The 26,234-nt window shown below is 34.2% G+C and carries 20 protein-coding genes and 1 other RNA gene; 15 read left to right on the top strand and 6 right to left on the bottom strand.

The features are described 5' to 3' along the window. Positions 1-3: 3 nt before the first annotated feature. Positions 4-1,428, bottom strand: a complete 1,425-nt coding sequence (locus tag CF599_RS07875) for an L-serine ammonia-lyase (RefSeq protein WP_121965491.1) — start codon at positions 1,426-1,428, stop codon at positions 4-6. Between the two features lie 1,105 nt (positions 1,429-2,533). Here CF599_RS07875 and dnaK point away from each other — a divergent pair. Both dnaK and CF599_RS07890 read left to right on the top strand, forming a co-directional pair. Next, positions 2,534-4,429 (top strand): molecular chaperone DnaK, encoded by a 1,896-nt coding sequence (gene dnaK, locus CF599_RS07880; protein WP_121965492.1) that lies wholly within the window; start codon positions 2,534-2,536, stop codon positions 4,427-4,429. Between the two features lie 290 nt (positions 4,430-4,719). Next, entirely contained in the window at positions 4,720-4,956 is a 237-nt protein-coding gene (locus CF599_RS07890) for a hypothetical protein (protein WP_121965493.1), read from the top strand. 107 nt (positions 4,957-5,063) lie between these two features. Here CF599_RS07890 and CF599_RS07895 read toward each other — a convergent pair whose 3' ends face one another. Together CF599_RS07895 and CF599_RS07900 are read right to left on the bottom strand one after the other, a co-directional pair. Next, positions 5,064-5,552 carry a GNAT family N-acetyltransferase gene (locus CF599_RS07895; RefSeq protein ID WP_121965494.1) on the bottom strand — a complete coding sequence of 163 codons (489 nt, stop codon included), beginning with the start codon at positions 5,550-5,552 and terminating at the stop codon, positions 5,064-5,066. 9 nt (positions 5,553-5,561) lie between these two features. Then, complete coding sequence (locus CF599_RS07900) at positions 5,562-6,212, bottom strand: hypothetical protein (RefSeq protein WP_121965495.1); 651 nt, start codon at positions 6,210-6,212, stop codon at positions 5,562-5,564. A 578-nt stretch (positions 6,213-6,790) separates the two neighbouring features. Here CF599_RS07900 and CF599_RS07905 point away from each other — a divergent pair. The 3 genes from CF599_RS07905 to CF599_RS07915 are packed head-to-tail and all read left to right on the top strand — an operon-like array spanning position 6,791 to position 9,090. Beyond that, positions 6,791-7,534: a hypothetical protein gene (locus CF599_RS07905; protein WP_121965496.1), complete on the top strand. Its 744-nt coding sequence runs from the start codon at positions 6,791-6,793 to the stop codon at positions 7,532-7,534. A 35-nt stretch (positions 7,535-7,569) separates the two neighbouring features. Beyond that, positions 7,570-8,307, top strand: coding sequence for a hypothetical protein (locus tag CF599_RS07910; RefSeq protein ID WP_121965497.1), 738 nt, complete (start codon positions 7,570-7,572; stop codon positions 8,305-8,307). Positions 8,308-8,331: 24 nt separating this feature from the next. Beyond that, complete coding sequence (locus CF599_RS07915) at positions 8,332-9,090, top strand: hypothetical protein (RefSeq protein WP_121965498.1); 759 nt, start codon at positions 8,332-8,334, stop codon at positions 9,088-9,090. Between the two features lie 26 nt (positions 9,091-9,116). Here CF599_RS07915 and CF599_RS07920 read toward each other — a convergent pair whose 3' ends face one another. Continuing rightward, positions 9,117-9,491, bottom strand: a complete 375-nt coding sequence (locus CF599_RS07920; protein WP_121965499.1) for a hypothetical protein — start codon at positions 9,489-9,491, stop codon at positions 9,117-9,119. A gap of 98 nt (positions 9,492-9,589) precedes the next feature. Between CF599_RS07920 and CF599_RS07925 the strand changes: the two genes are divergently transcribed. From CF599_RS07925 to CF599_RS07940, 4 genes are all read left to right on the top strand, one after another. After that, the gene (locus tag CF599_RS07925) at positions 9,590-10,162 is read left to right on the top strand and encodes a Crp/Fnr family transcriptional regulator (protein WP_121965500.1); all 573 of its coding nucleotides are present in this window, start codon (positions 9,590-9,592) and stop codon (positions 10,160-10,162) included. A gap of 89 nt (positions 10,163-10,251) precedes the next feature. Further along, a complete protein-coding gene (locus tag CF599_RS07930; RefSeq protein ID WP_121965501.1) occupies positions 10,252-11,319 on the top strand; it encodes an SDR family oxidoreductase in 1,068 nt (355 codons plus the stop codon). Positions 11,320-11,646: 327 nt separating this feature from the next. Beyond that, positions 11,647-12,498 (top strand): pyridoxal kinase, encoded by an 852-nt coding sequence (pdxY, locus tag CF599_RS07935; RefSeq protein WP_254050257.1) that lies wholly within the window; start codon positions 11,647-11,649, stop codon positions 12,496-12,498. A gap of 47 nt (positions 12,499-12,545) precedes the next feature. Beyond that, positions 12,546-13,076: a GNAT family N-acetyltransferase gene (locus CF599_RS07940; protein ID WP_173835524.1), complete on the top strand. Its 531-nt coding sequence runs from the start codon at positions 12,546-12,548 to the stop codon at positions 13,074-13,076. 49 nt (positions 13,077-13,125) lie between these two features. Here the strand turns inward: CF599_RS07940 and CF599_RS07945 are convergent, their stop codons facing one another. Continuing rightward, positions 13,126-14,049 carry a GNAT family N-acetyltransferase gene (locus CF599_RS07945; RefSeq protein WP_121965502.1) on the bottom strand — a complete coding sequence of 308 codons (924 nt, stop codon included), beginning with the start codon at positions 14,047-14,049 and terminating at the stop codon, positions 13,126-13,128. Between the two features lie 122 nt (positions 14,050-14,171). Between CF599_RS07945 and CF599_RS07950 the strand changes: the two genes are divergently transcribed. The 3 genes from CF599_RS07950 to CF599_RS07965 all read left to right on the top strand — a co-directional run bounded on the left by CF599_RS07950 (position 14,172) and on the right by CF599_RS07965 (position 16,991). Next, a complete protein-coding gene (locus tag CF599_RS07950) occupies positions 14,172-14,993 on the top strand; it encodes an AraC family transcriptional regulator (RefSeq protein ID WP_121965503.1) in 822 nt (273 codons plus the stop codon). A gap of 829 nt (positions 14,994-15,822) precedes the next feature. Further along, a complete protein-coding gene (locus CF599_RS07960) occupies positions 15,823-16,320 on the top strand; it encodes a DNA-deoxyinosine glycosylase (RefSeq protein ID WP_121965504.1) in 498 nt (165 codons plus the stop codon). Next, positions 16,317-16,991 carry a DUF2461 domain-containing protein gene (locus CF599_RS07965; protein WP_121965505.1) on the top strand — a complete coding sequence of 225 codons (675 nt, stop codon included), beginning with the start codon at positions 16,317-16,319 and terminating at the stop codon, positions 16,989-16,991. Before CF599_RS07960 ends, CF599_RS07965 begins: the two co-directional genes overlap by 4 nt. A gap of 72 nt (positions 16,992-17,063) precedes the next feature. On the opposite strand, the gene CF599_RS07970 is transcribed toward CF599_RS07965, so the two are convergent. Continuing rightward, a complete protein-coding gene (locus tag CF599_RS07970; protein ID WP_121965506.1) occupies positions 17,064-18,161 on the bottom strand; it encodes a glutaminyl-peptide cyclotransferase in 1,098 nt (365 codons plus the stop codon). Between the two features lie 88 nt (positions 18,162-18,249). Between CF599_RS07970 and ffs the strand changes: the two genes are divergently transcribed. The 3 genes from ffs (at position 18,250) to CF599_RS07985 (ending at position 25,831) form a co-directional block, all read left to right on the top strand. Continuing rightward, positions 18,250-18,348: signal recognition particle sRNA small type (ffs, locus tag CF599_RS07975), an RNA gene on the top strand. Between the two features lie 123 nt (positions 18,349-18,471). Further along, complete coding sequence (locus CF599_RS07980; RefSeq protein WP_121965507.1) at positions 18,472-23,541, top strand: translocation/assembly module TamB; 5,070 nt, start codon at positions 18,472-18,474, stop codon at positions 23,539-23,541. Then, positions 23,522-25,831: a BamA/TamA family outer membrane protein gene (locus CF599_RS07985; protein ID WP_121965508.1), complete on the top strand. Its 2,310-nt coding sequence runs from the start codon at positions 23,522-23,524 to the stop codon at positions 25,829-25,831. The genes CF599_RS07980 and CF599_RS07985 overlap by 20 nt, the downstream gene beginning before the upstream one ends. Positions 25,832-26,234: the final 403 nt, after the last annotated feature.

Consider the following 26,234-nt stretch of genomic DNA (forward strand, 5'->3'; position numbering starts at 1 on the left):
TTATTAACAGTCAGCTAAATTTACAGCTACAGCCAGACCTCCTTCAGAAGTCTCTTTGTATTTATTATTCATATCTTTTGCAGTTTCCCACATTGTATTTACTACTTTATCTAAAGGTACTTTAGCATTTTTAGGATCAGTATCTAAGGCTAGTTCTGCAGCATTTATAGCTTTAATAGCTCCCATCGTATTTCTTTCGATACATGGTACTTGTACTAATCCACCTATAGGGTCACAAGTAAGCCCTAAGTGATGCTCCATTGCTATCTCTGCAGCTACCATTACTTGCTCAGGAGTACCTCCCATTAATTCACATAGAGCACCAGCAGCCATAGCGCTAGATACACCTATCTCAGCTTGGCATCCACCCATAGCAGCAGATATAGTCGCTCCTTTTTTAAAGATACTACCGATCTCACCAGCTACCATAAGGAACTGTTTAATCTCTTTCTCGCTAGCTTTGTGGTTTTCGATTACTAAATAGTACATTAATACAGAAGGGATAACACCTGCACTACCATTAGTAGGTGCAGTTACTACACGCCCTAATGCAGCATTTACTTCATTAACAGCTAGTGCAAAACAGCTAACCCATTTTAATATTTGTCTAAAGTAAACTTTCGTTTTTCTGATTGTTTGTAACCACTCTTGTGGAGTATTATAAGGTAATTCACCCTTAAGTTTAGTGTGTGTATCATAAGCACGTCTGCGTACATTAAGTCCTCCAGGTAAGATACCTTCAGTGTGACATCCGATGTACATACACTCTAACATCGTGTTCCAGATACGCATTAGTTCATGGTGTATTTCGTCTTCTGTACGTATAGATTTCTCGTTTTCATACACAATTTCAGATACAGATTTATTCTGCTCTTTACAGTATGCTAATAGCTCTGTAGCCTTCTCTATAGGGAAAGGGAAAGTAGCTTTAATTTCTTCGTTTTCTGTATTTTCTACACTTTCTTCTTTAACGACAAATCCTCCGCCGATAGAGTAGAAGGTAGATTCATAGCTATTATGTTCTCCATATTTAGCAGTAAAAGTCATTCCATTAGCGTGGAATGGCAAGAAGTTTCTATTAAATACAATGTGTTCTTTAGGGATAAAGTGAATAGACGTTTTACCTCCTAATAGAATTGATTGTGAAGTGTTTATTTGTTCAATAATACCACTAATATCATCTATAGGAACATATTCTGGATCAGCTCCGCTAAGCCCTAGCATAACTGCTAAATCAGTAGCGTGCCCGACTCCTGTTAGAGATAGAGAACCAAATAAGTCGATTTTTAAAGATGAAACTTGGTCAAAGATATTGCGTTCGCGCAATTCTTTTAAAAATAGCTCTGCAGCTCTCCAAGGGCCTAAAGTGTGTGAACTCGATGGTCCAACGCCAATCTTTAGCATATCAAATACAGAAATACATTCCATAAAATAGTAGTGAGTTTAATAATACGAAGATAGCTAAATTCTAATCAGAGACAACTTTTAGGGACTTATTTAACGCAAGTTGAGAAGTACATTTTAATGGTATACTGGTTAGTACTATCCGACAATTAAATTAATGCTCCTTGAGACGATTATTTGTCTTTTGTTTTGAACCCAAATTATGCGCTAGACATATAAACGAAAAGTAATTATATAAGATAGGTCTGAGTTAGCGATTCCAGCATACTATAGTATGATTATGGAAATAATGAAAGAGCTATGAAGTAGAATTGCTTTGTAGTATTTGGCTAATGTAATGAGGGTTTAATGCCTAAACCTAGTGAATTATCGATAAATCTCTTACTGATGATAAATTAAGGGTGTAGTAAAATCTTAATATTAAATTCATATCTTTGCAAAGCAATGAATATCAGGTTTTTTGTGATTTTTCAGACCATTCTTCAAGGTCAATATTTTAAAATAATCATATCATTTGTTAGTAGGCTAGAATAGGGGTTTTTATGCAGTTTTGGTTCGTTTGAGTCCATAGTGAGTCCATAATGAGTCCATAGTGACTCCATTAAAACAGATTTTTTAATGGAGTCACTATACTCTCACAATGCTGTCAGTATACATTCATATGAATGAAGATAGGAACAATTCTAAAAGAAGCTATTAATAAAGTGTTTTTGGAATGGAATAGGGTAAAATAAGCTTAATCCTTATGAGATAGGATCATTGATTTCTAATGAAATAGAAATGAGTATCAAGTTGCAAATTTACGAAATTTAAAATGAGCAGATCTGATAGAGGGACATTATGTTTTTTTAAGAGGAATATAATCTCAATTATATTTTTACAAAGGATAAAAAGTAATTAATTGTTCAATCTTGCTTCATATTACTGACAATATAAACTGACGAAAAAGGCAATAAGATGATTGTAGAAAGGCTTAAAAGTGACATTGTGACATTATAGAATGCTTAAAACTGACTAAAAACAGACAAAAAGGAACTTTTTTTCTGTTGGCACAAAGATTGTTTAAGAGTAACCGAGCTTGATGCTCACAACAATGAATTAAGTATAAAAATAAACTATAGAAAATATTATGAGTAAAATAATTGGTATTGACTTAGGAACTACAAACTCTTGTGTTTCTGTAATGGAAGGAAACGAGCCAGTAGTAATTTCAAACGCTGAAGGAAAAAGAACTACACCATCTATCGTAGCTTTCGTAGAAGGTGGAGAGATTAAAGTAGGTGATCCTGCAAAACGTCAGGCTGTAACTAACCCAACTAAAACGGTTGCTTCTATCAAACGTTTTATGGGAGAAAAATATAGTGAGTCTGTAAAAGAGACATCTTCAGTACCTTACAAAGTTGTTAAAGGAGATAACGACACTCCACGTGTAGATATCGACGGACGTCTATATACTCCACAAGAGATCTCTGCAATGATTTTGCAAAAAATGAAAAAAACAGCTGAGGATTTCTTAGGACAAGAGGTATCAGAAGCTGTAATCACTGTACCAGCTTACTTTAATGACGCACAACGTCAAGCGACTAAGGAAGCAGGAGAAATCGCAGGATTAAAAGTAAGACGTATTATCAACGAGCCTACAGCGGCTGCGTTAGCATACGGATTAGATAAAACAGGAAAAGATCAAAAAGTAGTAGTATATGACTTAGGTGGTGGTACATTCGATATCTCTATCCTTGAGTTAGGAGATGGTGTATTCGAAGTATTATCTACTAATGGAGATACTCACTTAGGAGGAGATGATTTTGATAACGTAATCATCAACTGGTTAGCAGAAGAGTTTAAAGCTGCTGAAGGTGTAGATTTACGTCAAGATCCTATGGCATTACAACGTTTAAAAGAGGCTGCTGAGAAAGCTAAAGTTGAGTTATCATCTGCAACACAAACAGAGATTAACTTACCTTATGTAACAGCTACTGCTTCTGGACCAAAACACTTGGTACAAACATTAACAAGAGCTAAATTTGAGCAATTGTCTGATGATTTAGTACGTCGTTCTATGCTTCCATGTGAGAAAGCTTTAAAAGATGCTGGTTTATCTAAATCAGATATCGATGAGGTAATCTTAGTAGGAGGTTCTACACGTATCCCAAGAATCCAAGAAGAAGTAGAGAAGTTCTTTGGTAAAAAACCACATAAAGGAGTTAACCCTGATGAGGTAGTTGCTGTTGGTGCTGCTATTCAAGGTGGAGTATTAACTGGAGATGTAAAAGACGTATTGTTATTAGATGTTACGCCACTTTCATTAGGTATCGAAACTATGGGAGGTGTATTCACTAAGTTGATTGAGTCGAACACAACGATTCCTACTAAGAAATCACAAGTGTTCTCTACAGCTGCGGATAACCAACCATCGGTTGAAATCCACGTATTACAAGGAGAAAGACCAATGGCTAATGATAACAAGACAATCGGTCGTTTCCACTTAGATGGTTTACCACCTGCACAAAGAGGTGTTCCTCAAATCGAAGTAACTTTCGATATCGATGCAAATGGTATTATCAAAGTATCTGCTACAGATAAAGGAACTGGTAAATCTCACGATATTCGTATCGAGGCTTCATCTGGATTAACTGAAGAAGAAATCCAAAGAATGAAACAAGAAGCTGAGGCGAATGCTGATGCTGATAAAAAAGCAAAAGAGTCTGTTGAAAAAATCAACGAAGCTGATGCTATGATTTTCCAAACAGAGAAACAGTTAAAAGAATTCGGAGATAAATTATCTGATGGTAATAAGTCTAACATCGAAGGTGCTTTAGCAGAATTAAAAACTGCTTTTGAAACTAAAAATGTAGAAACTATTCAACCTGCGTTAGATAAAATCAACGAAGCTTGGAAAGCTGCTTCTGAAGAAATGTACAAAGCACAAGCTGAAGGTGGACAAGGTGCTCCTGAACAAGGACAACCTAACCAAGGTGGTGATGCTGATGGTACACAAGATGTAGATTACGAAGAGGTAAAATAATTCCTCCCCGTTTTATAGTTATAAAGAAAGAAACCGAGTCTGTATAGGCTCGGTTTTTTTATGAGGTAAAGTTTAATTGTTATACTTTAGTTAAACCCAAAATCCGCATTAGCCAAATACTACAAAGCAATTCTACTTTATAGCTCTTTCATTAGCTCTAAAACCATACTGTAGTATGCTTGTATTACTAATTCAGACCTATCTTGTATAATTACTTTTCGTTTATTTGTCTATCGCGTATTTCGGGTTTAAAATGTTATGATTAACTTTGTGTTGTAAATGAATAGGTTATGAGCATAGAAACAAAAAGAGAACAGTTAGTGAACTTCCTTAAGGATATAAATGATGAAGCCTTAATCGATAGGATAAGTGAATATGTTAGTTCTCTTAAAGGTGTAGAAGAGGATATGTTTACGCCTATGTCTGAAGAAGAGTTAGAGCGTAGATTAGCTATTTCTCGTAAAGACTATGAAGAGGGGAGATATTATACACATGATGAAGTAAAAGAGATGGTATCTAAGTGGTAAGACTATGAAGATAGTTTGGTCAGAATATGTTTTGCAAAAACTTAGAGAATTAGTATATCATATTAGTAAAGATATTAGAAAACCGAGTCTGTATAGGCTCGGTTTTTTTATAAAGCTTTCTCATAACAGTTGAATACACCTTTTCTAAAAGTAACAGTTCCTACATGTGTATAACCTTTTTTAAGATAGACTGCATTAGCTGTATCATTAAGAGAGTAAGCATCAAAGCGTATAGAGTGGTATTGATGTTCCTTAGCATATTGTTCTGCATAGAGGATCATTTGGCTTGAGATACCTTTGCCCTGTGCTATAGGATGAACAAATAATCTGTGAATGACGAGAAATGGTGTCTTTGTAGACCAAACCAAATCATCGTATTCTATATCATATTCTTCATTTAAAACCATATAAGCAAGTATCATTCCATGCTCCAAATAGATATAGGCTTGTTGTTTATGTAGATCAGTAGTCAAGGTCTCTTGATTAGGATAATGTTCATCCCATTGATCAAGACCTTGTTGTATCATATGACTTTTTACAAGATCAAGCACTTCTAACGCTTGAGATAGATAAGCTGTTGTAAGTGGTTTTATCATAGTAATAGCTTAAATGGTAGATGGATAACCAATGCCATTAATATCCTCTTTTAGTAAATCCCAATCTTCTAATTCTGGAGCAAGAGTAGTAATCATTTCTTTGGTTAAGGTGACACCTTGATAAATAGATTTGATTACTTCAATGCTTGAATCTGATAATTCCTCACCTTCGTAATAATAATCTACAGCCCATTTAATATAAGTATTCGGATCAGTATTAAAGATAGCTAGCTGTTCTTCTGAACCATCTTGTTCGTGTTCTAAAACTCCTGTTGTCCATTGATTATTATCATCAGTCCAAATGCAATAAGTAGTACCGATGGTAGCTATTAATTCTCCAAAGATAAATTCACTATACTGCTCAGGTAATTTATCTGTTAGTTTTTCTTTACTAGGTAATTCTGCTTCGTAATCATAAAGTTCGTGTTCAAAACCATTGATGACTGTACCATCTTGTTTAAACAGAATCATCATATCATTACCTTCTCCATCTCTCATTTGAAAAAACTCTTCGTCTTCAGACCATTTTTTGTCGTAAGAATAATAACGATATTCCCACTCTTGACACAGTATAGCGTCTAATAGGCAAATAGTTTTACACAGTTTTTTTAAGTCATTAGGAAGTGGTAATAGGGATTTATTCGTTGCAGATGCTTTCATGTTTCTTGACTTTTATAAAGCATGTAAGATAATGTCTTTTATTCTGTTTTTAAAAATATTAGGAGCGCAGATTGTAAATATGTTTGAGTAATTCGGTACGTTTAGTTTATTGTATATGAAAGTAAGTCTAGATATAGTGGAATGACTAGTATAGTTACTTCATTGCAATTAATATTTATTGTATACAAGCTAAGTGAATAAATACAGATTTTTTGTCTTTTTTGGATTGTAAGGAAGGAGGCTGTTTATAGTAAAGAAAATATAAAACGAAGTATATAATGAGTTCTTTCGTGAATAACAAGGTGAAAAAAAGTAAATCTATAGCCCTAATGATAGGTAATTAGAGGGGGAGGATAATTAGAAATAGCATATTATGTCATTTTTAGGGTTGTTATTTTATTAAAAACATTGTTTTGTTTATTTTTTTATGCCTTTTTGTGTTTAATTATTTTTATTTTGATATTTTTCACTTATCAGTGATATAATATTAACATTTGTAATTGTTTTCTATATGGTGTTTTATATCTTTGGTGTTGTAATAATTGCAGATATTTAATGTTGGTTTGAAAAGTGTTAATATGAGAAAAGTGCTTTCTTTGTTATTTTTAGTTTATTTAATTCCTAGTAGTTATGGACAAGTTGGGATTAATGTACCTCTTCCTTTACAAGTATTTCATGTAGATGGAAGTAAAAATAATTCTATAGGTATTGCGCCGAATATAGAACAAGAAAAAGATGATTTTGTTGTTACAAAAGAAGGTAATGTAGGTGTTGGTTCATATACTCCACAAGCCAAGATAGATGTTAATGGACAAGTAAAGATAATGGATGGGAGTCAGGGAGATAATAAGATTCTTACGTCAGATAGCTTTGGAAATATGAGATGGAGTACCGTGCCATTTATTGTGCCAACGATAGTGGGGACTTTCGAGAGCAGTGCTCAAGTGGCTTTTAGCGGTACAGAAGATACTAGAAGTTATACTTATAGTAGAGGATACATTATTTTGCCTAAAGGTAGATGGATTGTTAATTGTGGATTGACAATACATTCCACAAATAATAGATGGATGCATGCAGTGTTATCTACTGTGAAGACAGGGAGACAACAAACGGGCTTTACTTTTTTAGGTCCTGCTAAGAATAATACATCCTATGCGTCTCGTGTGGCTGGTGGTTCAGAATTTGCTTTATTGTTTGGTAGTTCAGTTATAGATGTGACAGCTGATACTGTTACTATTTATGTATTGATTGAGAATGTTAATATTTGGACATTTTCTCCTTCATCATGGGAGAATTATTTTTATGCTATACCAGTAGTGTAATTATGGATCGGAATGTTTAGTTAGATTATTGTTATATGAGGAATTCTATATTTTATTTGATAATTATACTATTACCTTTTTTAGGGTATTCTCAAGTAGGGATTGGTACAGTATTACCACAGCATCTTGTACACATAGATGCTAAGGGGAATAATCCTGTAGATAAATTACCTAGTATAGAAGAGGGTAAAGATGATTTTGTTGTTACAAAAGAAGGGAATGTTGGGATAGGAGTTGTTAACCCTACATCTAAATTAGAAATAAATGGTACTATTCGTATAAAGGATGGAGCCGAAGGGATTGGGAAGATATTGGTTTCTGATAAGAATGGAGTAGGGAAATGGGAAAAGGTAGCTTATGATATTCCAACTCTAGTAGGGCAGTTAGAAGGGAATGCGCTTGTTACTTCAAGCAGTGGTGCAGCTAACCAAAGTCATATATTTTCATATTATTATGTTCAGTTGACTAAAGGAAGATGGGTTGTTAATAGTGGTATTAATCTTAAAATGAACACATCAAAGTGGATACATTCTGTTTTGTCTACTTTAAAAACTGGAAAAGAACAAAATGGTTTTAAGTTTACTACTTTGGCAAATACAGGTACGGCTAATGCTGCAAGATTAAAAGTAGGCAATGGAATGTTAATGGGAAGTTCTGTTATAGAGGTAACTGCAGAGAATATTACTTTGTATTTATTGATTGAAAAAAGCGGAAGTTGGTCATTTGATCCTGAAGCAGCTCAAAACTATTTTTACGCTAGTCCTATTTTGTAGTTTGTTTAAATTAATACAGTTACAATGAAAATAAAGATAATAACCTTACTTATAACTCTATACAGCGCTTTTAGTATGGCACAGGTTGGAGTAAATAATAAATTGCCTTTACATCCTTTTCACGTTGATGGAAAAGGAAATAACCCCTCTATAGTTAGTCCTTCTTCAGATGAAACTAAGGACGATTTTGTGATAACTAAAGAAGGAAATGTCGGAATAGGTGTTTTGAATCCTTCAGTTCGTTTTGAGGTAAATGGAAGTGTGAAGATAACAGATGGAAATCAAGGTACAGATAAAGTACTTACATCTAATGAAGATGGAGTCGGTACGATTAAAGTATTACCAGAAGCAATACCTGCAGTAGTAGGTGTCTTTACAGGTGCTAATGTTGTGAATCCAGCTAATGCTACAGGACATATTTATTCTAATACAAGTATAAAATTAAGAAGGGGAAAGTGGATTGTGACTTGGGGTTTAACTATAGATAATAAAGGAACTAATAATTTATGGTTAGAGTCTTGTTTGTCTTCATCTACTATAGCTAGAGCAGAAGTTGGTTTTAACTTTATAGGAGGAACAGTAACTAATAAACCTTCTATTGGGGCTAACTTACAAGGAAATCCTGATACTAGTAAAGCAAACTTTGATATGGTTATAGGAAGTAGTCTTATAAATGTTACAAGTGATTCTTTGGATGTGTTTGTGTTGATTAAAAAAGATGGTAACTGGAGCTTCTCTCCTGGTTCTTGGGAAAACTATATGTATGCCTTACCTATTAAATAACTTGCTGCTATAGATCTAATCATTTCTTAATTTGTATGTATTAGTATATCATTCACCTTATGATTGTAATGATTAGGCGTATAGATTGTAAATATGTTAGGTAACTCAATACTGCTTAATTCATCGTATATAAAGGCTAAGTTGAGAGAAGGTGGAATACCTAATATTATGATATCATAGGCAATGATAGTAAAAGTGTCATTAATATTTGTCTTTCCTTTTAAGAATGTAATTCCTCTGTCTTGTATACTAGTCGAAATGGTAGAAATAATCTCATCCCATAGCTCTTCTAAGTAATCAAAACTATTGTGTATATCTACTATTTCATAAGAAAACTGTATAGATAAGTCTATCTTTTGCGGGAATGGAATTAACAGATTTTCATTGATAAGTAGGGACATAGTCTAGGTAGTTGATAAAACATAAAGATAATGAATCATAGTTTATTTGTGTATACAGAAGAAGAAAGTATTTTTGTAGTTCATTTAGCTAGCATCAGATGTTCAAATTATTACTTCAACATATCCAAGAAAAAGTAACTCTAACGGATCAAGAAAAGACACAGTTAGAGGAGTACTTTATAGTTAAGAAATTGCGCAAGAGACAATACTTATTGCAAGAAGGAGAGGTGTGTAAATATATGGCGTTTATCTCTTCAGGAGTTCTAAAATCTTATGTGATAGATGAGAAGGGCGTAGAAACAATCAACTTCATCGGTTGGGAAGGTTGGTGGATGGCAGATTCTTATAGCTTTTACACAGGTGAAAAAGGAATACTAAATATCGAAGCTGTAGAAGATGCGGAACTACTACTCTTATCCAAGGAGAAGTATGATTTGATGATGATAACTATGCCTGTGATGAGTACGTATTTTAGAATATTATACGAGCGTAGCTTAGCAACTAAAGACAGACGCATACTCAGTAATATTGCCTTTAATGCAGAGGAGAAATATACACAAGTATTGACTTGTTATCCAGAGTTAGTGGATCGTATTCCACAGCATTTGTTAGCCTCTTATCTTGGGCTTACACCTGAAACAGTAAGCCGTATTAAGAATAAAATGAAGTAATGCCTTGATCTAAATCAAGAGAAAGCGTTAATCTATATCAATGCGTAGCTACTGTGTCTATTGTAATTTTGTTCTCAAAGAATTTAATTATGAAGAACATAGCATTAGTCGTTGGGGTAACAGGATTAGCAGGTAGTAATTTGGCTAAAGAGTTAATCACTCAAGGTTGGGGAGTTTATGGATTGGCTAAAAACCCAAAAGAAGTTGTAATGGGAGTAATATCAGTAGCAGCCGATCTATTAGATAAAGAAGGTTTAATTATAGCCTTAAAAGAGGTTAATCCTACACATGTGTTTTTTACGACATGGATGCGTAAGAATACAGAAGCAGAGAATATAGTAGTCAATGCGACATTAGTTAGAAACGTCTTAGATGTTTTAGCTCCTAAACAATCAGTAAAGCACGTAGCCTTAGTTACGGGCTTAAAACATTACTTAGGACCTTTTGAGTCTTATGTGAATACTGGCGTATTACCTATTACACCAGTTCGTGAAGAACATCCTCGTTTAAATTTAGAGAACTTTTATTATGCACAGGAAGACGAAGTGTATCATGCTTCAGTACGTGACGGTTTTACCTGGAGTATACACCGCCCACATACCTTGGTAGGGCATGCAGTAGGTAATCTGATGAATATGGGAATTACCTTAGCTGTATATGCTAATATATGTAAAGAGGAGGGACTGGCTATGGTATGGCCGGGTTCAGAAGCGCAGTGGAATGGGATATCTGATGTAACGGACGCAACTGTATTAGCCAAACAATTAATCTGGGCATCAACAACAGATACTGCCAAGAACCAAGCGTTTAATGTGACTAATGGAGATGTGTTTAGATGGAAGTGGCTGTGGGAAGAAATAGCCAACTACTTTAATGTACCATTCGAAGGGTATAATGGAAGCATAAAACCTCTTGAACCACATCTATTAACCAAAGCTGAAGTATGGCAACGTATTATAGATAACAATGAGCTACAAGCCATTCCATTAACTAAATTAGTTTCTCCTTGGCATACGGATGCAGATCTCGGACGTCCAATAGAAGTATTAACAGATATGTCTAAAAGTAGAAAGCTTGGCTTTAGCGAATATAAAAGCACAATAGATTCGTTTATAGATCTGTTTGAAAGATTAAGAGAAGAAAAACTGATACCTTAATAATACCTTAAATCTGCAACTACCATTTACTGCGAATAAATTCTACTTCGCATAGCTTCAATTAGCTCTAAAAGCACACTACAGTGTGCATTAATCTCTAATTTTACTCTGTTTTGTATAATTTATTCTCGTTTAAACGTTATCTGCAGATTTAAGGTAGTAGAATAAAGTAGAATTACATTCTGCTTTATTAGTTTTAGTTATTTTAGGGCAAGAGTGCTTTTTTCATTAAACTGGACTATCTCTATTGGCAATTATAGTTGTAATTTTGTGGTAACTAAATATAAGAATACTTGAGTAAATCTACTTAGGTATTTGACTATCATTATGAATACAATAGAACCACATATAATATCAATACAGAGTACAGTATCTACAGGATATGTAGGGAATAATTCAGCGAGCTTTGCTATCCAGCTTCACGGTATTAACTGTGTAGCGATACCTACGATATTATTATCAAGTCATACAGATAAGCCTGTATATTATGGCGAAGCCGTAAGTAAGGAGTTGTTTAATAAACTTGCTCAAGGCGTACTAGAAATAGAAACTGCTAAACTGACGCAATACGCAATAAGTGGTTATTTAAAAAGCCAAGAAATCATAGATGCTACAGCTCTACTTATTCAAGAGCTGAAGAAGCAGAATAACATTACATATATCTATGACCCTGTTTTTGGGGATACACGTACAGATGGTTTGTACATCCCTAAGGAGCAAGCAGATTACTCGATGGAGAAGTTACTACCATTGAGTGATATTCTTACGCCTAATCACTTTGAGTTAGAGTATCTTTTAGGAAGTAAGATTGCAAATGAGAGAGAATTGATAGATGCAGTGAAATCTCATCCTTTATTATCAAAGAAGCAGATAGTATTAACCACGGCAGAGCTATCTGAGAATGTGAATCATCAGGTGGAGGTAATCTTAATAGATAAGGGTGTTCTGACGCACTTCTATTCAGAGAATATCCCTGTAGAAGTAGTGGGTACAGGAGACTTGTTTACAGGAGTACTATCAGCTCAGTTGACTTTGGGGCAATCATTATCTGAAGCGATACAAGTTAGTATGAACTTCTTGTCGACTGTTCTAAAGTATGTATATACTCAAGGATTAAAAGAGATGAATGCGATGGCGATATTACAGGCACAAGGGGTATTAAACAAGAAAGAGGAATAACGCTGAGGTACTCTACTGTTATTGTCAATTAAATAAATGAATAGGAGATGAACATCCAAATAAGAGAAGAACTACCAAAAGATCACAAAGCAGTTTTTGAGTTAATAGAAAAAGCTTTTGAGACAGAAGAATTAAGTGATCACAGAGAACAGTTTTTAGTAGAACGCTTGAGACTGTCAGATGCTTTTGTTCCTGAATTGTCATTAGTTTATGAACAGGATGGAGTAGTTGTAGGCTATATTCTACTGACAAAGTTAAAGATAGTGAATGCAACTGATACCTATGAGTCACTTGCCTTAGCCCCTGTAGCTGTTTTGCCAACTTACCAAGGTAAAGGTATCGGAGGAGCATTGATAACAGAGGCACATAAACGTGCTAAAGCATTAGGACATACTTCAGTGGTGCTTTTAGGACACGCAGATTATTATCCTAAGTTTGGGTATAAACAAACGAAGTATTATAATATCAGCTTGCCATTTGATGTACCAGATGAGAATTGTATGGCTTGTGAATTAATACCTGATGGACTAAAAGGAATTAACGGAATAGTGGAGTATCCAGAGGCTTTTATGGAATAATATAATAGAGGAGTATTTCAGGTGAGATACTCCTCTATTTATTTTTGTATTAAGTATGAGATAGCGAAGCTATCATTTTTTGTTTGTCAGCGAATAAGTGTATTAATTCTTTCGTTGCCATTAGCGTGATATCCTCTTCTTCTTTGTATAGGCTATAAGTTGCTTTTTCTGTTTCGGGTGAAAAAGCGAAGTAGACTTTTTTTGTATCTTCCGAACAACAAACATTCACTATCTCGTCAAGCTGTCTTAGAGTATGGTTCTTTTGATAAATGGCATAGATAGTGACGCTGTCTTCTTCTTGTTGATAGATAACTACAGTTTCTAAATCAGTGCTATAGTATACCGAGTCTTTAAACCCAAAGTCTAGATTAGCATAACAGTAGAAGAAGGTTAATCCCGTATTAGCTGTATTTAATGTATTATAGGTGTAGCCGTTCTCTACATAGTCTTGAAACAAGGCAAGTGATACAGGGTTGTCTAAATCTAATTTCTCTAAAAGAGATGTGTTAGGTACTTGAATATTAGCATTCCATGTGGCTTGATATTCTTCTATGGCAGTATATCCAAACTTAGGATAGAAGTCTAATACGGTATCATTAGCAAATAGAAAGTAACCTGATAATATACTCTTGTACTCTGTTTCAATATACTCTAATAAGAATCTTGAAAGTCCTTTGTGTTGGTAGTCTGGATCCGTCATCACAGTGCCTAATTGCCCTATCTTTACGGTTTGATTTGCTATCGTCGTTTCAAATATGCTTAAGGTAATATGTGACACAATCCTTTCTTCTTGAAACAGCGAAAAAATAATACAATCCTCTCCCCAATATCCCGATTGGTAGAAGTTCTCAAAGTCAAATTCCCACACCTCATTAGTCAGTCTATTAAACTCTTTTCGCAAGTTTTCGCTTTCTTGGTATCCGATATGTAAGGTATACGTATTGTCTTTTATTTGTACTGATTTACTTGTCATAACATTTGTTTATTTATTGCAAAGTTCTGTATAATAGCATTATTTTGTATTTACAGTATTGTTTTATTAATGTGCAATAGGTTGTTTTTAATGTTAACTTTGTATTATTAAATAAGGTAAATATGGCAGAGTTTATTCCTATCGAAGTTATGGTGTCAGATAGCATTGTTCCCAATGCTTTTCTGACCAAAGAATATACCGAGAAGGGTATATTACTCTCTTATTGTTTAGAGGGAAATACCGCTATAAAGGTAAATAACGGAGTAGAAGAATTCCGATCGGGGTCATTGCTTACCATATTTCCACAGCGTATATTTTCTATTCCTGCTTCTGAAAGGAAGGGGAAGTATTTATGTGTGTTATTCTACTTTGACGTAATTAAAGATCTTGTTTTACCTACTAATTATCAGTTTTTAAACGAACTAGTACGTCATCCTATTGTTCATTTATCAGCAGGTAACCAACAGGTTTTTAAAGATTATTTTTACTTGTTATTAGAGAATCTTCAGTATGCTAACTCTGTGTTTCACAGTGATGCGATGAAGTATGTGCTGTATTCATTAATAGCGCATATTAATCGATTTTATGAGCAAGATGAGGTAAACTTAAAACCAAGTTCTAAAAAAGAGACTACAATATTTAGATTGTACAACTTAGTACATCAACACTATCTGACAGAACGCACTGTTCACTACTACGCAGACCAGTTAAAACTAACGCCAAAATACCTAACGACATTAGTTCGAAAACAGACTGGAAAGACTGTATCTGTTATTATAAATGAGTTAGTCATCACTCAAGCTCAATCGTATTTAATAGCTACAGATAAGCCAATTTACTTGATCGCTGAGGAGCTTCAGTTTCTTGATGCGACAAGTTTTTGTCGCTATTTTAAGAAGCATAGTGGGCAGTCACCCTTAGTTTATCGTCAAGCGCATTTATAATTCCCATTTTTTAATTAGTATCACGTACTCTCTAAGGTTGATTTTTCTTTAGAAAGCGAATAGCTGTGTACAGATTAAAGCTAATTAATTATCCTATTAAACCCAAAATCAGCATTAGCCAAATACTACAAAGCAATTCTACTTCATAGGTCTTTCATTAGCGCTATAACCATACTATAGTATGCTGAAATCACTAATTCAGACCTATTTTGTATAATTACTTTTCGCTTATCTGTCTATCGCTGATTTTGGGTTAAACTTTGTTAACAGTAATCTTTTAAGATAGTTGTGAAGAACTGTATACTGCCAAGAGTTATAACAGGTAGGGAGTAGACGGAGAATAAGTGGAGAATAACGGGAGTATAAAAGGAGATTTCTTGGGCAAAGAGGTCTTTTCCCCCACTATTCACTGCTTATTGTCCTTGTATTGTCCAACAAGCCGCGCATAAGCCTTGTAAATACTGGGCTAAAGACGTGTATTATGGTTTTAGATGCTTTTGCTTTTATTATATTAATCTGTTGATTATTATCTTGTTATATTTTTAACGGGTAGGATTTTGACTTAAAAAATGAGTTGTTTTTTTTAGGTTTTGACAAAAAAAAGTAAAAACAAGCTGTTCATTTGAAAAAAATGAGCCTATTTTGAAAAAATAGAAGATAGATCAGGTCTTTTTTAGAGGAATAATAAAAAAGTGCTAGTGATTTATTTAGAACAAAATAGCTATTACTTTTTGTTAGTTAAATATTAGATTGTTATAAATTTTAGCAAAATCAGCTTGGACTCATTCCTTGTTATTGGTATGAAAGGAATTATAGTATCTTTGGTAATATGATAGAACAGAGTAGGATACATTCGTTTAAGCCTGTGGTGTGTACTGATTCTAAGGTATTGATATTAGGTACGATGCCGAGTATTAAATCTTTAGAACAACAGGAGTATTATGGCAATAGACAGAATGTGTTTTGGAAGATATTATTTGTGGTATTTGAAGAGGAGTACAGTGATTTATATACTGACAAGTTAGCATTAGTAAAGCGGAAGAATATTGCGCTATGGGATGTATTACAGTCTTGTGAACGCAAGAGTAGCTTAGATAGTGATATTATAGGGGAGGAGGCTAATGATATTAAGGGATTGTTAGTAGAATATCCCAATATTATGACGCTTGTATTCTCTAGTCAGAAGGCAAAACAGTACTTTACAAAATACATAGGGGAGGTAAGTGGTGTGACTTTAGTAACTTTACCCTCGCCAAGTGGTGCAAATGCTAGAATGAGCTTGTCAGAAAAGGTGAGGCATTGGCAAGAATTAAAAACGAGATTATGAAACAATTGAAGAAAGAACATATAGACTTTTTAGTCACTTTAGGTGAGAATAATAACAAGCCTTGGTTTGCAGAGAATAAGGCTGAATTTGATAAACTATTTGGGGAGGTAAAAGGTTTTTTTAAAGAGGTACACGATGAGATGTTACAGCACGATAGTATAGATCTACTGCATGTGCACCGTATCTATAGAGATGTGCGTTTCGCTAAAGATAAGACACCTTATAAAACATACTTTGGATTGCACTTAGGACGTACTAAGCCAATGCTGAGAGGTGGGTATTACCTGAATATAGAGCCAGGAAGTAGCTTCGTAGGTGGAGGATTTTGGGAACCGAATAAAGATGATCTACTTCGTATCCGCAAGGAGATAGAGATGGATGATAGTGAACTGAGGGCAATTATAGCAGAGGAGCAGTTCCAGAAGTACTTTGGCGAACTGCAAGGAGAAGAATTAAAGACTGCACCTAAGGGATTTGATAAGGAACACCCTGCAATAGATTTATTGCGCAAGAAGCAGTATTTAGTGATGCGTTCTTTTACAGATAAAGAGGTGTTAGCGCCTAATTTTAAAGAGGAGGTACTTAAGACGTTTATAGCGATGAGACCACTGTTTGACTATATGTCAGATGTATTGACTACAGATGTAAATGGCGTGAGCCTGTATGAATAAAAAAATGCTGACCGAGGTCAGCATTTTTTGTATTTAGGTTTATTCAGTTGAATGATTACTAATCACTCAACACTACTTAATAATTTGTACTTCGAACATCTTATCCCAGTTCTTCCCAGTTAAGAAGAAAGTTTTCGTCTGAGGGTTATAAGCTATACCATTCATTACATCTCTATCATCGTGGTATGTTGTTAGATTAACTAAGTTACTAAAGTCTATGACAGCCTCTATAGCTCCAGTGTTTGGATCTATTACAGCAACTGCGTTTTGAGCATAGAAGTTAGCATATATCTTACCATCTACCCATTCTAATTCGTTAGCGTGAGGTATGGCATTCTTGTCTGTGTATACACTTATTCTATCTACTTCTTTAAACGTCTCAGGGTCTAGTTTATAGATAAACTCTGTACCACCATTCATATATAGATGCTTACCATCATTAGTCAGTCCCCATCCTTCCATCTTCTGAAAGTAAGGTAGTGTTTTCTCTTGTACTAATGTCTCCGGATTAAAGACATAAGCTTCATTATTCTGATATGTCAGTTGGTATAATTTATTATTAAGGATAGTACATCCTTCGCCGAATATATTTGCGGGTTGATTGTGTATCTTTATTATTTTACCTGTTTTATAATCTACTTGGCGTACGCTAGAGATTCCTTTTTTACCAGTACCTCTACCAGATTGGGTAGTACCACCACCTTCACCATTACCTGTACTTTCATATAAAATTCCGTTGTAAAACTCCAATCCTTGTGTATATGCTTCTTGATCGTGAGGGTAAGTATTTACTATTTTATAGGTATAGAAAACAGGAGCATTTGGAGCAGTAATTTCTATGTTGGTTGTAAATTCTTTGTTAGCAGTATCAGCATAAGCCACAGCTTTGATTACTGTTTTACCAAGTTTTTGTTGTTTTAGATTCAAATTTAAGATGTCATTCTTTAAAGAAGCACCTACTTTTTTGTCATTGAAGAAATAAACTACTGAGTCAACTTGGGCGTTTTCGGTTGTTTTTAGACTTAGTTTTATGTCCTCATTCCCCTTATATAGTTGCTTTAGATGTCCAGTTTCAATCGAAAGAACATTTTTTTCTAAATTTTTTTTGTTTGAACAGCTCATAAAAGCTACTCCTAATACTAACGGAATTAGAATGTTATATTTTTTCATGTGTAATTTTTAATTTGATACAATATACAAATCTAATGTGAATAGTTGAAAAAGCTTGCAAAAATAAAAAAGCGTTGTATATTTGCAACGGCAAGTCCTACACGACCAGCTCCCTCTTAATCCTCCAGGGTGGGAACGCAGCAAAGGTCCGAGGTTGTAGCGGTGCGATGTAGGTAGCTTGCCATTTTTTTCTTTTAAACTATTGATCTCCGTGTTGGAGATTTTTTTTTGCCCAAACTTTTTTGCTTTATATTTGATTATCGTTTTTAGTTAGGGGTGATTTTTGTTATTTTTGAATAAAAAATTTGTTTTGAAGAAGATAACAATTAAAGTAGGTAAGATACTAGGCTGGTTCTTGCTTAGTTTATTCATTCTACTATTAGTTCTCATCGTAGCGATACAGGTACCTTATGTCCAGAATAAAGCGAAGGATATAGCGATTACGTATGTGCAAGATAAGATTGGAACTCCTGTTTCGTTGGAAAGAATTGAAATTGCATTTCCTAAGAAAATAGTAGTTAAGAATCTATACATTGAGTCTCAGCAGCGCGATACATTGTTATATACAGACCATTTAGGTGTCGATATTAGTTTATTTGCACTGCTAAAGAGTTCTGTTAATGTAAATAGTGTACAGCTAGATGGGCTTAAAGCAGATGTGAAACGCGATAGTTTAGGGCGTTTTAACTTTGATTATATCATAGAAGCCTTTGCCTCTGAAGAAGAAGATAAGGAGGATAGTGGCTCTATGAAGATTGATGTTGGTGAGATAAGTCTTAGTAATATCGATGTGAAGTATAATGATGACTATGATGGTCATCACGTTAAGTTTGGACTAAAAAAGTTTATCACGAGATTTAAGCAGTTTGATTTAGATCAAATGAAGTTCGCTATTCCTAAAATAGCGATTAATGGGATTAACTTAGATTATAAAAAGAAGCCTGCCTCATTGGCTTCTAATCAAGCGGTTCCTGTACCACCTGTGGAGGAACAGAAGAGTGAGGCTGTATTACCTTCCATAGATTTAGGTACGATAGAGTGGACAGATAGTAAAATAAAGTTTGACGATGAGGATAGTAAGATCTATGCTAGTGTAGCATTAGGAAGCTTCCAAACGACATTTGATCATATCGATTTAATCAATCAACAGATAGATATTAAAGAAATACGCTTAGATGATACGAAAGCGTTAGTGCACTTGCTACCATTGCTTTTAAAGAAAGAAGAGGTAGCAGTAGCTAAACCAGGCACTAAAGAAGAAAAAGAGGTCGTAAAAGAAGCGGGAACGCCTTGGAAGCTTGGGATAAAACAATTCTCTTTAAATTCGATAGATGTTAAGTTTGACAATGCTAACTTTAAGCCACTTGCTTATGGTTTAGATCCTAATCACGTTGAGTTTACAGATATTAATTTTGATTTAAAGGACTTTCAGTTCTCTCCTAATACCATAACGGGAAATCTAGAAGGCTTTTCGTTTAAAGAAAAGAGCGGATTACAGTTAGATAAGTTTAAGACTTACTTCCTTTATGGTGATCAAACAGCCTTTATCAAAGATTTTATACTAGAAACACCTCATTCGAAGTTTGATGCCAATGTGGTATTAAATTATAAAGATGTCAATAAACTTACTGAGGATCTTGAAAATACTTCGTTAGATGTGAATATACAAAACTCGCATTTGGGGTTGAAAGATATTTATTTGGCTATGCCGAGTGTATTTGAACAAGCTGGCTTAAGCAACTTAAATCAGAAAGATCTTTCAATAGATGTAGTCGTAAAAGGGTTAATAGGGGATTTGTCTATAGAGAAGTTCTTAATGACAGGGTTACACTCTACTGAGATTAATGTGGAAGGAAATGTGAAAGGGGCTACTAAGCCTGAAACTGCTATTGTCAATCTGAATATAAATAAGTTTCAGACTTCAGCAAAGGATATATTTAGTATTACTCCTAAAGGTATGATACCTGCTAATATAGCTGTACCTGCTCATATATTTCTTTCTGGAAATGTGAAAGGGAATAAGAATACAATACAAACTCAACTTGCTTTAAAAACTACTTCAGGGAATGCTACATTAAAGGCATTTTTAGATCAACGTTATAAAGGGAAAGAGAAGTACTCTGTAGAAGCGACATTGAACGAATTAAAGTTAGGTCAGATTCTAAAGAATGATTCTATCGGTACACTGACTATGTCTGCTAATGTATCAGGTGTAGGCTTTAAACCTGAAAAAGCAAATCTTAAAGGAGAACTTAAAGTTGATAAAGCTGAGTATAACGGATATAATTATAACAATCTTAAAGTTAATGCTACTTTAGATAATGGGAATTACAAAATTAACTCTATTAATGAAGATCCGAATTTAAACTTCATTATTGATGCTAGTGGAATAGTAGGAGACTATAGTATTAGTTTAGATTTATTAGCTGATCTTAAGCATATAGATTTATATCAATTAAAGTTAATGGATACTCCATCAGTATTTAAGGGAAGAATAGATACAAAGTTAAATAATATCATACCTGATGATCTAGATGGAAATATCAAAGTTAGTAACCTTTCATATAGTGTAGAAGACAAGGTATTAAGTTTACAACCTATAACAATCACAGCAGTTACAGATGGTAATCAGAAGTCGCTTGAATTAAATTCTGATTTAATTGATTTTAATATGCAAGGTCAGTATAAGTTGACGCTATTAGGTGATTTATTAACGAATACCTTTAAGAGTTACTTTGATACTGATGATGACAAAGAGAGAAAAGAAGAGGCTATTAATAAAGCTAAATTAGGAGAGTTAAATCATTATTTTACTTATAATCTGCAAGTAAAAGATAATTCTATGATTCATTCTTTGGTACCAGAGTTAAAGGAATTACAGCCTATTAGCTTTAAGGGAAGATATGAATCAGGTACTAATTTTATTAGTTTAAGTGGTGTTATTCCTGCTATTCAGTATGGCGAGAATGAGATTAATACTATTTCAGTAGATGTAAAACCAGTAGATGGTGCTTTAACTTATGCTTTAGGTGTAGAGAGAGTAGCGAATGCTAGTGTTGCTCTTAGACGTTTAAGTTTAGAAGGGGATATTCAGAATAACCGTCTTAACTATAACTTCAATCTAAAAGATAAGACAGGAGCTCCGTGTTATTTAATAGCTGGAGATGTGAGTACTAAGGATGGGGATATCATCGCTAGATTACATCCAGATGGTTTTATGTTAGATTATCAGAAGTGGGTAGTTAATCCTGATAATAAGTTTGTCATGGAACCAAAAGGATTTTATGTCAGTAACTTCAAATTATCTCATGATAAAAGCGCTTTAGAAATAGCTTCTAAATCAGAAGAACCTAATAGTCCATTAAAGTTGTCATTTAATGATTTTAGTATCGAGACATTGACTAAAATGATTAAAAAGGATGTGTTATTAGCGAGTGGATTTATTAATGGAGAAGTGTATTTAAAAGACTTAGCAACAGACTTTAGGTTTATATCAGATATAGATATTACTAAACTACACGTGATGGAGATTGGTTTAGGAGATCTACATGTGGGAGTTAAAAATGAAAGTGCAAGTAAGTTTATTACAGATATAACACTTCAAGGTGGAGAAAATAAGGTATCTATCAACGGTTGGGCTGATGCAGATACACAAGAGATGGATATGAGATTAAGTCTAGCGAAACTTCAGATGGCGGCATTTGAGTACTTCGCAAAAGAGCATATCTCAGAGACAGAGGGCTATTTCTCAGGAGATTTTAAGATAGGTGGTAAGTTTACAGATCCTAAGATATTAGGAGCTATGGACTTTAATAATGTAGGGTTTCACGTAAATCAACTGAATGCTGACTTTAAAAAGATTAATGAGAAGATATCGTTTACAGATAGAGGTATTGAGTTAGATAAATTCAGTATTACTGATGTAGATGGTAATCTATTAGTTGTAGATGGGCAAGTATTAACAAAGACATATAAAGACTTTGTATTTAATCTAAGCATTAAAGCATTAGACTTTAAAGCAGTTAATTCTACTTCTAAAGATAATGATATGTACTATGGGAAACTTGTGTTTGATAGTGATATTAAGATAAAAGGAGATTTAAATAAACCAATAGTTACGGGTGGTATAGAGATAGGTAAGAAGACCGATTTCTCATTTGTACTACCACAAGAAGATCCTAGTATTGCAGATAGAGAAGGAATTGTAGAGTTTGTAGATGAACACAGTTTACAGCTTGCTGAAATGCAAAAGTATCAAGATGATTTTAATACATCTGCATTAAAAGGATTAGATGTATCTATTTCTATCAAGGTAGATAAAGAAGCTACATTCACTATGATTATGGATAAATCTAGTGGAGATAAGATAATCCTAAAAGGTGAAGGAGATTTAGTGGGAGGAATAGATCCTTCTGGTAAAGTTACTTTAGCTGGAAGGTATGAGTTCTCTCAAGGATCATATGATTTGTCATTTAATATGATGAAGAGGAAGTTTGATATAGAGAAGGGAAGTTATATTGTGTGGGCAGGAGATCCTACGGACGCGAACCTAAGCTTAACGGCTATCTATGAAACTAAGACAGCACCTATTGATTTATTAGGTAATCAGTTAAGTGGATTATCACCTACTCAACAGAATATGTATAAGCAAAAGATACCATTCCAAGCTTTGCTAAAAATGAAGGGGGAGTTGCTTAAACCAGAGATTTCTTTTGATGTACAATTAAAAGAGGGAATAACAAGTGTGTCAGGTGATGTATTAAGTAATACTAAAACGAAGTTAGAGCAATTAAGACAGAATGAGTCTGAGATGAATAAGCAGGTATTTGCTCTGTTGTTATTGAATAGATTCATTGGAGAGAACCCGTTTGAGAGTAGTGCAGGGGGAATGACAGCAGGTTCTATGGCTAGACAGAGTGTAAGCAGACTGTTATCAGATCAGTTAAATAATTTTGCGGGTAATCTAATAGCAGGAGTTGAACTTAACTTTAATTTAGAATCTTCTGAGGATTTTTCAACAGGAAGTAGAGAAAATAGGACAGACCTTAATGTAGCTGTATCTAAACGCTTATTTGCAGATCGATTAAAAGTGACTGTGGGTAGTAGTTTTGAAGTTGAGGGAAATACCCGTCAGAACGAACAAGCTGCTAATATAGCTGGTGATATAGAATTAGAATATGCACTATCTCAAGATGGAAGATATCTAGTGAAAGTATACAGAAAGAATATTTATGAAGTTGCTATACAAGGACAAGTAGTTGAGACAGGAGTCGGGTTTATCATCACGATGAGTTATGAGAGATTTAAAGAATTATTTGAGCGTAGTAAAGATAAGAGACAATTAAAAAAACAGTTGAGAGATGAGGCTAAAGCAGAGTAGGTTATATTATGGATTAGTAGGATGTGTTGCGTTTATATCTTTATTCTCATGTAATACAACGCGTCATTTAGGTGATGAGGAATACTTATATTCTGGAACGAAGTTAGTCTTCGAAGGAGATTCATTGACTAAAGCTAAGAAGGCAGCGATGAATGAAGAACTGAGTGGATTAATGCGTCCGATACCTAATGCCTCTTTTTTAGGAATGCACCCTAAGTTGTTTTTTTATAATATGGCTGGAGATCCAGAGAAGAGTAATAAGCTACGTCGATGGATGAGAAATAAAATGGGGGAAGCTCCTGTATTATTTGATCAAGTAGATATAGAAAAGAATAGTGCGATTCTTTCAAATCGATTAGAGAATCAAGGTTATTTTAATGTGAATGTGGCATACGATACAGTAATGCCTAGTTCAAAAAAGAAAGGTATTCAATACACGGTGACTCCTGGAGGGCAATATAAAATACGTGAGTTTACATTTGTTAGAGATTCAACAGAGATTAATAAAATGTTGAATAAAGGAATGCGCTTCACTAGACTAAGAAAAGGAAGAGCTTATGATCTTGATAATATAAAAGAAGAGCGTACGCGCTTTGATAATTATTTAAAGAATAAAGGGTATTATTTCTTTAGTGCAGATGACTTGTTAGTTCAGGTTGATAGTACAGTTGGTAATCATGAGGTCGATTTGTTCTTAAAGGTAAAGGACAACACACCTAAACTAGCATTAGCACCTTATACGATAGATAAGATATTCATATTCTCTGACTATGTGTTGTCAGATGGTAACTATAAAGAAGCTTTAGATTCCGCTAAAACGTATAAAGATTTTACAATAGTAGATCCTAAAGGAAAGTTTAAGTCTTCTATTTTTGACAACGCTATTCATTTAAAACAAGGAGAAGTATATAATAGGAATGACCATAACTTATCATTAAATAGATTAGTTAGTCTTGGTGTATTTAAGTTTGTGAAGAATCAATTTGAGATATCGGACAGTTTAAATCACAAGCTGAATGCTTATTATTTCCTTACTCCTGATAACCCTAAAGCGATACGTCTAGAACTATTAGGTAAGATGAACTCGGCTAGTTATAATGGAGCAGAGCTTAATCTAAACTGGAGTAATAAGAACTTTATGAAAGGAGCCGAGGTATTTTCTGTGTCTGCTTATGGAGGAGCTGATTTTCAGATGTCAGGTGGAAATAACGGCTACAATGTGTATAAGTTTGGTCTAGAAACTAGTCTTACTTGGCCTAAACTGATATCTCCATTTAATATCTCATCTACAACTGCTTATATCCCTAAGACAAGAGCGATATTAGGAGGAGAGTATTTAGAGAGAAGTCAGTTGTATTCACTACAATCATTTAAAGCTTCATGGGGATATTTATGGAAACAAAGTGCTTATAGAGAGCACGATCTAAAAGTGATGGATGTTAACTATGTTAGACCTGGTCATATAACAGATTACTATAAAGAATATGCAGCAGGTAATCCTTCTTTAGAGAGGGTGTTAGATAAGCAGTTGACGTTCGGACCTAGTTACACCTATACCTTCACTAATACAGCTAAAAAATATAAGAAAAGCACCATCTACTATAGAGGGTCGTTAGATTTTTCGGCTAATTTGACTGGGTTGTTAATGGGGGCTAATGTAGATAAGGATAAGGAGAAACGTATATTAGATGTGCCGTTTAGTCAATATGTGAAGACTGAACATGACTTTAGACATTATTTAAAATTGAGCAAGACAGCACAATTAGTTAGTAGAGTACACGCAGGAGTAGGAGTAGCATATGGTAACTCTAAGAATATGCCTTATACAAAACAATTTTATGTAGGAGGATCGAATAGTATTAGAGCATTTAGAGCGCGTACATTAGGACCAGGGTCATTTGATCCAAGTATTAATAATGCTAAGTTCATTCCTGACCAATCTGGAGATATGATAATAGAGATGAACTTAGAGTATCGTAAGAAACTATTTAGTATAGTTCACGGTGCTTTATTTGTTGATGCAGGGAATATTTGGAACTTGAATGATGTATCAGATAGACCTGGTGGAAAGTTTAGCGGAGACTTCCTAAATGATTTTGCTGTAGGAGCTGGAGCAGGTTTGCGTTTTGATGTAACATTCTTAGTGTTGCGTTTTGACTTTGCATTTCCATTAAGAGTACCTTATAATAAGTCAGGAGAACAATGGGTGGTAGATGATATTAAGTTTGGAGATAGCAAATGGCGAAAAGATAACTTGATGTTTAACTTCGCTATTGGGTATCCATTCTAATAAATGTGGAAACAATACACAGAATGCTCCTCAATTTTTCCTAGTGTGGAAAATTGGGGAGCATTTTTTTTATTTATATAATGTATTGTAAATAAGGTGTGTATGTTGTTCGTCTTCGTGTTTATTGGGTTTGGCACGATTTTGTATATATACTATTACAGTAAGGTGTTATAAAAAAAGTGAAAAGGTCGAAAGACTGACTGCTTTTGAAAAAGAAAATTTAAGTGTTTATTTAAAAAGTTATGTTACCGAGAGGTAACAGGTTAGATCGTTAGTAAGGTGAAGAAGAGAAATCTTCAAACAAATAGGGAGCTCAGGCTCCCTTTTGTTGTTTCTAAAAGGTTAATTTTATAACGAAATAGGGAATGAATAATAAAAAGTTTAAATTTGCATTTAGCACTTA

Origin of the sequence: Myroides sp. N17-2 (assembly GCF_002286775.1) — a bacterium.
Taxonomy (GTDB): Bacteria; Bacteroidota; Bacteroidia; order Flavobacteriales; family Flavobacteriaceae; genus Flavobacterium.